This window comes from Alistipes sp. CAG:268 (assembly GCA_000434235.1).
GTDB lineage: Bacteria > Bacteroidota > Bacteroidia > Bacteroidales > Rikenellaceae > Alistipes > Alistipes avistercoris.
In genome coordinates this window covers 14,398-24,705 of the sequence record FR892021.1, presented here as the reverse complement: position 1 = coordinate 24,705, position 10,308 = coordinate 14,398, and the positions used below count along the sequence as shown (strand labels likewise).

The 10,308-nt window shown below is 65.3% G+C and carries 7 protein-coding genes, 1 tRNA gene and 2 pseudogenes; 3 read left to right on the top strand and 7 right to left on the bottom strand.

The window, feature by feature from the left end; all coding sequences use genetic code 11:
• The first annotated feature begins 114 nt into the window (after nt 1–114).
• Nucleotides 115–1,785: a tetratricopeptide repeat protein gene (locus QZL63_RS10215; protein ID WP_022309200.1), complete on the top strand. Its 1,671-nt coding sequence runs from the start codon at nt 115–117 to the stop codon at nt 1,783–1,785.
• Nucleotides 1,786–1,877: 92 nt separating this feature from the next.
• Here the strand turns inward: QZL63_RS10215 and QZL63_RS10210 are convergent, their stop codons facing one another.
• The 4 genes and pseudogenes from QZL63_RS10210 to QZL63_RS11770 all read right to left on the bottom strand — a co-directional run.
• Nucleotides 1,878–2,243 (bottom strand): DMT family protein, encoded by a 366-nt coding sequence (locus QZL63_RS10210; protein ID WP_022309199.1) that lies wholly within the window; start codon nt 2,241–2,243, stop codon nt 1,878–1,880.
• Between the two features lie 42 nt (nt 2,244–2,285).
• Nucleotides 2,286–2,939: an HAD family hydrolase gene (locus QZL63_RS10205; protein WP_022309198.1), complete on the bottom strand. Its 654-nt coding sequence runs from the start codon at nt 2,937–2,939 to the stop codon at nt 2,286–2,288.
• A gap of 61 nt (nt 2,940–3,000) precedes the next feature.
• Nucleotides 3,001–4,038 (bottom strand): DUF5686 family protein, encoded by a 1,038-nt coding sequence (locus QZL63_RS11775; protein ID WP_441293905.1) that lies wholly within the window; start codon nt 4,036–4,038, stop codon nt 3,001–3,003.
• A 106-nt stretch (nt 4,039–4,144) separates the two neighbouring features.
• Nucleotides 4,145–5,518 (bottom strand): annotated as a pseudogene (locus tag QZL63_RS11770) (DUF5686 family protein); the annotation flags it as partial.
• A gap of 83 nt (nt 5,519–5,601) precedes the next feature.
• On the opposite strand from QZL63_RS11770, the gene ybaK reads away from it, so the two are divergent.
• Nucleotides 5,602–6,099 carry a Cys-tRNA(Pro) deacylase gene (gene ybaK / locus QZL63_RS10195; protein WP_022309195.1) on the top strand — a complete coding sequence of 166 codons (498 nt, stop codon included), beginning with the start codon at nt 5,602–5,604 and terminating at the stop codon, nt 6,097–6,099.
• On the opposite strand, the gene QZL63_RS10190 is transcribed toward ybaK, so the two are convergent.
• Nucleotides 6,051–7,409, bottom strand: a complete 1,359-nt coding sequence (locus QZL63_RS10190) for a polysaccharide pyruvyl transferase family protein (protein WP_022309194.1) — start codon at nt 7,407–7,409, stop codon at nt 6,051–6,053. The two genes, ybaK and QZL63_RS10190, sit on opposite strands and share 49 nt — an antisense overlap.
• Nucleotides 7,410–7,680: 271 nt before the next feature.
• Nucleotides 7,681–8,601: pseudogene (locus QZL63_RS10185) on the bottom strand (Coenzyme F420 hydrogenase/dehydrogenase, beta subunit C-terminal domain); the annotation flags it as partial.
• Between the two features lie 148 nt (nt 8,602–8,749).
• Between QZL63_RS10185 and QZL63_RS10180 the strand changes: the two are divergent.
• Nucleotides 8,750–9,799 carry a nucleotidyltransferase domain-containing protein gene (locus tag QZL63_RS10180; RefSeq protein WP_290586892.1) on the top strand — a complete coding sequence of 350 codons (1,050 nt, stop codon included), beginning with the start codon at nt 8,750–8,752 and terminating at the stop codon, nt 9,797–9,799.
• 198 nt (nt 9,800–9,997) lie between these two features.
• On the opposite strand, the gene QZL63_RS10175 is transcribed toward QZL63_RS10180, so the two are convergent.
• Nucleotides 9,998–10,072: transfer RNA gene (locus QZL63_RS10175), tRNA-Pro, on the bottom strand.
• Nucleotides 10,073–10,308: the final 236 nt, after the last annotated feature.

Genomic DNA, 10,308 nt, shown 5'->3' with positions numbered 1-10,308 from the left:
GGAGCGTATCGCGCCGCTGCGGGTCCCGGGGCCGTTTCCTTCGCGCCAAAACCGCCTCCGGCTCTTGCACGGGTCGCGATTATTCCGTACCTTCGAAACCTTGACTGTACCGTTATGCTACGAACCCTGCTTGCCCTGATCGGCGCGCTGCTTGCCTGTGCCGGCTGTTCGGGGGATGACCGGACCACCGACCGGATGCTCGATGCCGCCGACCGGATTGTCGCCGCGCAACCCGACAGCGTCCTGCGCATCCTGCGCGAGATTCCGCCCGAGGCGCTCGGCGGCGAGGCCCGCCGTGCCCGTTATGCGCTGCTCTATGTCGAGGCCGCCGACCGCGGAGCGCTCGATGTGCCCGACGACTCGCTGCTGCGCATCGCCGAGGCCTACTACGGACCGCGTGAGCACGACCTGCGCAACCATTGCAAGATGCTCTATTACAGCGGACGCGCCTGCTGGAAGCGGGGCGACAAGTCGGGGGCGCTCCGCATGTACCTCGAGGTCGAGGAGAAACTGCGCCGCATCGACGAGCCCCGTTACCTCGGACTGCTCTATCTGCGTATCGGCGAGGTCTATCACGCCGAGCAGAACTTTGCTCGGGCCCACCGCTACTACCGCGAAGCCCGCGACCTGGTGATCCGGGGCGGAGATTCGCGCGATGCCGTCATCGCCCTGCTCGGCATGGCCGAGACGGCGCTGCGGATGCGTGACCCCGCGCAGGCGCGGCGATGCTGCTCGATGGCGCTCGACCTGGCCGATGAACTGCACGACGATTCGCTGGCCCGCCAGTGTCTCGGGAAATTCGCCCGCCTCTATATCATCCCCGATACGGTGCGCATACCCGAGGAGCTGCTCGGCCGGATCGAGGCTTCGGTCCGGGGCGACACGACGCATGCGGGACTGGCCACCCGGGCACGGGTCCAGCTGCTTCGGAACCATCCGGACAGTGCGCTCCGCACGCTGCAGGAGGCCGAGCGCCGAACGAGCGACCCGAATGACCTGCCCGCACTGCTCTATACGGCCTACCGGGCCAATGTCCGTGCGGGCCATTACCGCGAGGCGTCGCGCGACATCCATCGGTATATTCTCATGAACGACTCGCTCAACCGCAATGCCTTGAGGCAGTCGGCCGGCATGATCGAGAAGGAGTTCCTGCGCGAACGGGCCGCCTTTGCCGAGTATCGGATGCGGAGCCGGCGACGCTGGGAGATGGTCATCGCCGCCATGGCGCTGATGGCGGCCGGAGGCGCGGCCTGGGTCGTGCGGCAGCAGATGCGGCTGCAGCGCGAGCGCAGCCTCAGGCAGTTGTCGCTCGTGCGCGAGGCCCGCGCCGAATACGGCCGTCTGTCCGAGCGGCTCGAGCAGCGGCGGATCGTCGAGGATCGGCTCAAGGGGTTGGTCGCCACGCGCTTCGATATTGTGGACCGGCTCGGGAAGACCTTTTACGAGCGGGAGAATACGACCTCGCAGCAGGCTGTGATGTTCCGTCAGGTGAAGGAGCTCATCGACGGGTTTGCCGAGAGCGGCGAAATGCTGCGCGAGGTCGAGCAGATGGTCGATGCCGTGCACGACGGGGCGATGCGGCGCCTGCGACATGATTTCCCCGCCATGAAGGAGTCCGACTGCCGGCTGCTGTGTTACGTCTTCGGCGGCTTCTCGCCGCAGGTCATCAGCCTCTTCATGCGCGACAGCGTGGCCAACGTCTATGCCCGCAAGTCGCGCCTCAAGTCGCGGATCAAGGTCTCGGACGTCGCCGACCGGGAGTTCTATCTTTCGTTGTTCGGATAGCGGCGGGAAAGGGAATCTCCCGTAGGAAAAGATGCGGTGCGGGGACGGATATCCGTCCCCGCACCGTGTTTGTGACCGGCAGTCTGCCGGGTTTACTTGCGGAAGATGAAATAGACGGCCAGGATGATGCAGAGAAATCCGGCCAGGTGGTTCCAGCGCAGCGTGTCCGACTTCATGAAGACCAGCGCGAAGAGGGTGAATACCGAGAGCGAGACCACCTCCTGGATGACCTTCAGCTCCCAGATCGAGAAGGGACCTCCGAATTCGGCCGAACCGAGGCGGTTGGCCGGTACCTGGAAACAGTATTCGAACAGGGCGATGCCCCAGCTCAGGAGCACGATGGCCATCAGGCCGAAGCGCTCGAGTTTCGACTTGAATGCGATGTGGCCGTACCATGCCAGCGTCATGAAGGCGTTGGAGACGACCAGCAGCGTGACGGTAAGGAATCCGCGGAACATGATTGGATATAGGGTATTTTTGGGTTATTTTCCGTGTGTGGGTCAGGCCAGGTCGGCGTCGGTGACCTGCGTGAAGTCATCGACGATGCGGTCGGCGTCCGCCTCCGCAAGCAGCGTCTCGCGCGGCAGGGTGGTGGCCAGCGCGACGATGCGTCCGGCCCCGGCCCGGCGGGCCGCCTCGATGCCGGCCTTGGCATCCTCGAAAACGATGCATTCGCCCGGGGTGACATCCAGGGCTTCGGCCGCCTTGAGGTAGATCTCCGGATCGGGTTTGCAGCGCGTGACCGCATCGCCCGAGATCCGGGCGTCGAAGAATCCGGCAATGCCGCAGCGCTCCAGCACGAAATCGACATTCGCCCGGCAGCCCGACGACCCGACGGCGCAGCGGATGCCCAGCGCACGCAGGCGGAGGAGCAGGTCGCGGAGTCCTGCGACGGGGCGGATCTCCGGAGCGTAGATCTCGCGGTAGATCGCCTCCTTCTCGTCGGCCAGGGCCTGCAGCCCGCGCGAGGCGATCACCTCCTCGGGCAGGATCAGCCGCATGATGTCGTCGTTGCCCATGCCGAATCCCTGGGAGAGGCGTTCTTTCCAGTTGCGGACTCCGTAGCGGTCGCAGAAGATCTCGAAGGCGCGGATGTGGGCCGGGGTGTTGTCCACCAGCGTGCCGTCCATGTCGAAAAGCGCAGCTTTTTTCATCGTCGTGTCGTTTTCAGCGGGCAAAGGTAGCTAAAAATCCGACACCCTGAACTTTCGGGCCTCAGAATTTGAGCTGCACGCCCAGATTGACCGCGAAGCGCTGGATCCGTTCGCCGGGCTGCGGGTCGCGGTGCGTGAGGCGCCAGATGAAATCGACGCGGCAGATGCGCAGGATGTTCTCGATGCCGAAGCCCGCCTCGACATAGGGCGTCGAGACGGAGGACATGCCCGGCGGGAAGAGCAGCGGGGCGCCCGAGCCGGGGCGTGCGCCGTTGTTGCGTTCGGAGAGTGTGCCCCAGACACCCTTGCAGATGGCCACTTCGCGCCACTTGAGTCGCTTGATCAGGGGCAGGCGACCGAGCAGGATGCCGTTGAAGTGGTGCTCGTAGAACCAGGCGAACCACGTGTCGGAGGCGAATTCGTAGTAGTCCATGCACGAGAAGGCGTAGGGGTCGTAGAAGTAGGTGCCGTTGCCTTCGTGGAGCTTGAGCAGCAGGTAGGGGACCCGGCCCGAGATGTGACCGCCCTGCAGTGTGAGGTCCGAGTAGCCGAGGGGCGGCAGTTCGGGGCGGTAGCGGAGCGATCCCTCGATGCGGCAGTAGCGGCTGCTTCGGTCGAGGATTCCCGGGATGCCGGCCGTGAAGAAGAGGGTGGTGATCGGGTATTTCGATCCGAGCGACTGCTTGTCGAAGGGCTGGCGGTAGACGGTTTCGTCCTTGGCGAAGCGCAGCCCCACGCGTACCGAGGCGTCGGCGACGGAGCCGGCCGGGCGGCCGTCGGGGTAGCGCATCGGGACGTAGCGGTTGGCATGGATCCTCCTGAGCCGTGTGCCGAGGAAGGCCGTCACGCCGTGGTGCCATTCGTGTTCGTAGGCCAGGTCGCCTTCGTCCACCATCGACAGCCGCGTGTCGCCGCGCGAGAGGATCGACGAGAGGATGTTGCTCTCGGTCAGCGCATTTTCTCCGGCGCCGAGCTGCAGCACGTCGTGGCGGCCCGAGAGGGTCAGCTCGCGCGTCAGCTGCCGGTTGAAGGCTACCTCGAGGCTCCCGCCTCCCTTGAACCGTCCGTCGCGCGTACCGTAGGCCGCATATCCCGAGATGCGGAAGCGGCGGCTCAGCTCGGTGGTCGCGGAGGCGGCGGCTCAGCTCGGTGGTCGTGCGCCCGCCGAGCTGCATGCGGAACCCTTCAAGGCGGTTGAAACTGGCCATCTTGTAGTAGGGGCCGATGCCGATGTACTTCGTGTTCCAGTGACCGACGATCAGCGTATTGATGAGCGTGTAGATGTTGCGGTAGAGCGGGACCTCCTGGATCGAATCGACCATCGAGTAGATGCCCCGTTCGCGGTCGCTCAGCGCGTAGGGGCGCACCGAATCCCAGAAGGCCTCGTCGCGGCGGTTGGTCTCCTCGTCGGCCAGTACCACGCGGTTGTCCATGCGCAGCACCTCCTCGGGGATCGGCTCGCCGATGTGCACGTCCGAATAGGTGATTTCGCGCGTGCCGATGAACGAGACGAGCTTCGAGGAGTCGGCCGTCGTGAGCGAGAACTCGGCCGAGACGCGGTCGCGGTTGCGGAACCAGTGGCCGTCCGGTGTGGGGCTGTTCTCGTTGTCGAGACGCAGGTGGCGGATCCAATTGACGTTCACGCCCCGGGGCATGCGGGCCGAGGCCGAGCGCAGGGCATAGCTGGCCGAGTCGATGTGCAGCTCGCCGTCGAGCACCGGCGAGGTCAGGCGGCGGGGGTGGAAGCGGATCTTGTAGGTCTTGCGGCCATCGACCGTGAGGCTGTCCACCAGGAAATAGTTGTAGAACGAGGTGCCGCCCGGACCGAGCGGTCCGGCGAAGCGCACGTCGAACAGGTCGATGAAATGGTCGTAGAAGTTCACGTCGCCGTGCATGCCGCCCGTGAACTGGGCGACGGCGAAGCTGTCCTCGACGCCCGAGACGTGGCTGGCGCGGATCACCTCGCGCGTGAAGGAGGGGCTGAGGCTGTGGTAGAGGTCGGCCGACGACTCGGAGATCATGGCCGGCAGGTAGGGCTGTCCGGTGAGCGCCGAGGTGTCCATGTAGTCGAAGACGAATCCGAAGTTGCGCTGGAGCCGTTTGTTGCGGAATCCGGGGCGGATGTTCGTCAGGTCGAGCTCCATCTTCGTGTAGGTGCGGCACCGGTAGGTGTCGTACTGCTCGGGGTCGTTCTCCGCACGGCGGCGGATCGCTTCGCGCAGGATGGGCAGCGCGGGGTTGTCGCCCGGGGTGATGACCACCCGGTCGATCCCGAACTCCACGGCCTGCAGGGCGAAGTTCACCTCGTTGAATGCCCCGGGGGTGACCGTCTGCGTGGCGGGGGTGTAACCCACGATCGAGGCCTGGACGCGGGTCGAGGTGTCGCGCGTCTCGAGCGCGTAGATGCCCTTCTCGTCGGTGGTGATTCCCGTTGTGGTGCCGGGGAAGACGACGCTGGCGAACTGCAGGGGATGTCCGTCGGCGGCGTCGGTGACCCGGCCGCGCACGCGCGTGGTCTGGGCTGCGGCACCGAGTGCGTACAGCAGGGCTGTTGCAAGGAGGATGATCCGGCAGAGCATCATAAGGACAAATGTAGCCAAAAAGTACCGATTCGCCGAAAATAAATTACTTTTGCGGGAGATCGAACGACAAAAGAGACAATATGAGCCATTCGAAGATAGAGAAAACGAACGCCGCACGGTTGCTCGACCGTGCGAAGATCGCCTACGAACTGGTGCCCTACCGCGTGGACGAGGAGCATCTGGCGGCGACACACGTCGCCGAGCAGCTGGGCGAGGAGATCGCCTGCGTCTTCAAGACCCTTGTGCTCAAGGGCGACCGCACGGGCTATTTCGTCTGTGTGGTTCCCGGCAACCACGAAGTGGACCTCAAGGCGGCAGCCCGGGTCTCGGGCAACAAGAAGGTGGATCTGATCCCGATGAAGGAGCTGCTGCCCGTGACGGGATACATCCGCGGCGGCTGTTCGCCGATCGGCATGAAGAAATCCTTCCCGACCTATATCCATGCGTCGGTCGAAGCCCAGCCGTTCATCTACATCAGTGCCGGGGTGCGCGGCCTGCAGCTGAAGATCGCACCGGCGGACCTGATCGCCTACGTCCGCGCCACGGTGGCGGACATCAGCCGCGAGGCCGGCGCTTGACGGTCCGTTCCGCACGACCTCCGGGCGCGCGGAACGGCGTGCCGGTACGTCTCCTTCAGACGATTTCGGGCAGCGGGGCCTTGGTCGCGGGGATCCGTTTGCCCGTTCCGGCCGGAGCCTTGGCCCGGCCCGGCCGGAGCCTTGGCAGTTCCCCCCCGTCCGTCCGGCTCGGCTGCCGTTACCGTATCGGATGCCGGGCAGAGGTGTGCATCGAGGAATGCGTACGACTCGGCGCGCCGCCGCTCCAGGATCCGGTCCACCGCCTCCCAGTCGATCGGCGTGTCGAGCATAGAGATATCCTGCAGCCCCGATGAGAGGATGCGCGACTCGAGTCCGAACTGCTTCAACAGCGAGTGGATGCGCGCCGAGCCGCGGCTGCGGTTGATGTAGGCGGCGAAGGGCTTGTGGAAGAGGATGCAGAAGACGCATGCATGGAACGAGTCCGTGATGACGTAGCGCGCCTCGTGCAGTCCGGCGAGCCACTCGCCGATGCCGGGCATCTTCCCCCGCGCCGCATTCGGGCGGTCCGTCGTGCGGACTACGCGCAGGTTGTGGCGTTCAGCGAAATCCTGCAGGATGTGCCTGGCCCCGGGCTTCACGCGGAACAGGTAGCAGTAGAGCGTGTCGCTTGGTGCGGAGCCGGCGGTGAAGAGCGTGCGGTAGTCGTCGGCCGTCAGCAGCATTGCCGGGTCGAGCACGTGTACCGCGCGGTCGCAGCCGAAGTATTCGCGACACTGCCCGACGGCGGTGTCTTCACGCACCGAAACCCCTTCGAATCCGGCCAGCAGCTCTCCGCAGCGCATGCGCTGTTCGCGCGTGTATTCGCAGTCGCCGGCGCCGAACGAAGCGGCATAGGAGATACGCCGGGCGCCGCTTCCCTCCAGAAACGAGAAGAAATAGGGCTCCGGGTCGCCTGCGTAGCGCGGGCGCCAGACCTGGTCGCTGCCGACGATGTAGAGGTCGAATCCGTTCCCGGAAGCGGCCAGCTCGGCATAGTCCGCAGCGTCGAAGACCGGCTGGGTCTTCGGCGTGAGGCGGCGGTAGATGAATTTCTCAATCTCCGACTTCTTGTAGTCCTGCGTCAGCAGGGTGTTCATCTCGGCGAAGATCTCCTTGGGGTGGAAGAGCGACTCCACGGCCCGGCGCAGGACGGTCTTCAGGAAGGCGTTGCTCACCGGTTTGAGGCGTTTGCGGTTGTCGATGAGCCATACCTCGTGGCCCAGTCGGGTCAGGTGGCTCTTCAGCGCGAAGGCCTGGAGAACGCCGCCGTAGTTGGAGTTGAGCGGCAGGGTCAGTAATGCGATTTTCATGTATGGATCTGTGGTGCTTGTATGCCGTGATGCGATGCAGCAGCCGCTTGAGCCGTTGTATCCGTCCGGGCCAGATGTGGCGGAAAAGCGGTCGGGTGACCCGTTCCGATGCGGCCAGCTCGTCGAAAAGGGCCGTGCGGGCCGCGGGGATTTCGATCTCGGTCTTGAAACCTCCGTTGCGCCGGCGGATGCGCCCGTCCCATTCGAGGCGCTGCGAGTCGAATGCCGGCCGGCCCGATTCATCCGTTGCGGCGAAGAGTTCGGCCAGGCGGCGGGCTCCCGATTGTGTGTAGGCCAGCACGAGGCTCGTGCCGCGGTCGTCGTCGGATCCGGGGAGGACCTCCCGGACGTTCCAGAAATCGCCCAGCGAGAGATCGCTGCCGCTCCGTCCCGACTTGAAGGGGCAGGCGTAGCAGCTCGGGCGCAGGGTCCAGTCGTCGAGGAATGCCCGAAAATAGACATCCTTGCGGGCCGTGATGCTGTAGGTGCGGCGTGCGGTGCGCACCGTGAAGCGGTATTTGCGCCAGCCGTCGCGCTTGTCGCGGAAGTCGATGCCGAGAATCGGACGCCCTCCGGTGAGCTCCTGCAGGTAACGGCGCAGCAGGCCCGGGGAGGGTACGCCGTGGCAGAGACATTCGGCCGTCACGAGGCGGTCGGTGGAGCGGCCGCGCAGAAAGGCCCGCAGTCCGGCGATCTGACAGGGGGTACCCGTGTAGAGGACTTCGCGACCCTGGTCAAGGGCGCGGGCTACCTCCCGGAAGGTTCCAGACGTATCGCTTTGTGCGTATTTGGATTTGGCGAGTGCCGCGAGTTCCTCCTCGCATGTGGCGCTGCGGTGCCGGATTGTCCCCCCCCCGAACGTATCGGATTCGAAGGCGGCGCCGAAGACGAGACCTCCCTTGCGGAGCGTGAGGCGGGCCAGGGGCAGGAAGATGCCGCCCGACGAACTGCCGGTGCGGGTGGCCATATCGTTGTTCCGTGCGGCCCACACCTCCGACGGCGTGTGTTCGGGCGCGGGGTGGCGCATCGGGCAGATGCGCTCGCAGAGCCCGCAGCCGGTGCAGGCGTCGGCCTGGACAGCAGGGTAAAGGAACCCCTCGGCATCCTCCTCCATCCGGATGCAACGGGCCGGGCAACTCTCGGCACAGGCACCGCAGCCGCAGCACTCTTTTTTTTCGTTCAGGAGGATCATTTTGTGTAAAAAGGGGTCCGGATCGACTACGAAGGTACGACTTTTTTATGAATTTCGAAGACATAGCGGCCCATTTATTTTCGAATCCGGTATGGCTTTTGCCCGTTTTTCAATCATGCAGCGACCCGAAGCGTGTTTGATCGGCTGGATGCGGGAGGCATTGCAGCGCACGGCGGTCGGTACGGAACCTTCCGGGGACGGGTTCCGGCCGGGCGAAGCCGCCGTGTGGTGGCACGGCATGTTCCGCCTGGCGGCCGCACACGGGGTGGCCGGCGTGGTGTGGCCCGTGGTCGGCCGTTTGTCCGGTGCCGCCGCTCCGCCCCGGGAGGTACGGCTGGCATGGGCCTGCCACGTGCAGCAGCTGGAGAAGCGATGGCTTGCGCAACGCGATGCCGTCGTGCGGCTGGCTGCGCTCTCACGTGAAGAGGGACTGCCGATGCTGCTGCTCAAGGGCTACGGATTGAGCCGGCTCTATCCCGTGCCGGCTCTTCGTCCGTGCGGCGATGTCGATGTCTGGTTTTTCGGCCGCCGGCGCGAAGCGGACCGTTGCCTTGCGGAGCGGTTCGGCCCCCCGGAACGTGCCTTCGACGGCCACCACACGACCTTCCGGATCGGCAGGGTGGCGGTTGAGAACCACGCCTGCTTTTTCGATCCGCGGACCCATGCCTCGAATGTGCGGCTCGAACCGCTGTTGGAACGCCTGGCAGTGTCGGGCCCGGAAGCGGTCGATGTCGGCGGGGAGCGGGTGTTGCTGCCCTCGCCGCAGTTCGGGGCGCTCCATCTGCTGCGGCATGCCGCCGTGCATTTCGCCGCGGCAGGGTTCGGCCTGCGCCACTTGGCCGACTGGCGGCAGTTCCTGGACCGGTGCGGGAAAGAGATCGATTGGGCTGTTTTTGCGGAGCAGGCGCGGAGTCTGCGGATGGAGCGGTTTCTCGACTGCCTCGATGCGCTGTGTGTCGGTCATCTGGGGCTCGACGCCGCGGCGGTCCCGCCGGCCGTGTGCAGTGCAGCGCTTGAGAGCAGGGTGTTGGAGGAGGCCATGCGGCGTCCCGACGTGTCGCCGCCACCGCTTCGAGGGCGGCTGCTTCGCTGGTGGCGGAGCCGGTGGAAACACCGGCTGGTCTACGACGAGCTTCTGCCTGCGGCCTTTTTCCGTTCGGCATGGGCCCATGCTGTGGCGCGCATGGCGGGCCATTGAGCCCGGCTGCATGGGGCGGTTTACGTCCGGCCATTGTGGCTGGCCGCAGCTCCGGGCATGAGATTTTGTGTGTCCGGCCATTCTGTCCGGCCGTCCGCATCCGTTCTTGCCGGTGACTTGCCTTTCCCCGCCCGGCATGGGCCGGACCAAAAGCGAACCAGCCGTCTGCATCGCTGCAAACGGCTGGCTTTCATTTTGTCGGGGTAACAGGATTCGAACCTGTGACCCCCTGCTCCCAAAGCAGGTGCGCTAACCGGACTGCGCTACACCCCGAATCTTCCGGCTACCGGTCGGCCGCCGGGTGTGCAAAGATACCGCTTTTTTCCGTTCCGGCAAACTTTTCCCGCGAAACATTCCCCGCACGGGTGTGGGGTATCGGACCTCAGGCTTCGCAGAGGCTCTCCAGCAGGTGGGTGAAATCTTCGCCCGGAGCCGGCATGTAGACCGCGAAGCCCATCTGCCGGGCCGCCTCGACGTTGCGTTGTCCGTCGTCGATGAAGAGCGTCTCG

Coding starts and splice junctions, on each gene's coding strand:
- QZL63_RS10190 (WP_022309194.1), bottom strand. CDS start 7,409: ATGAAAATCGCATTACTGACCCTGCCGCTCAACTCCAACTACGGCGGC.
- QZL63_RS10210 (WP_022309199.1), bottom strand. CDS start 2,243: ATGTTCCGCGGATTCCTTACCGTCACGCTGCTGGTCGTCTCCAACGCC.
- ybaK (WP_022309195.1), top strand. CDS start 5,602: ATGAGCCATTCGAAGATAGAGAAAACGAACGCCGCACGGTTGCTCGAC.
- QZL63_RS10180 (WP_290586892.1), top strand. CDS start 8,750: ATGCGGGAGGCATTGCAGCGCACGGCGGTCGGTACGGAACCTTCCGGG.
- QZL63_RS10215 (WP_022309200.1), top strand. CDS start 115: ATGCTACGAACCCTGCTTGCCCTGATCGGCGCGCTGCTTGCCTGTGCC.
- QZL63_RS10205 (WP_022309198.1), bottom strand. CDS start 2,939: ATGAAAAAAGCTGCGCTTTTCGACATGGACGGCACGCTGGTGGACAAC.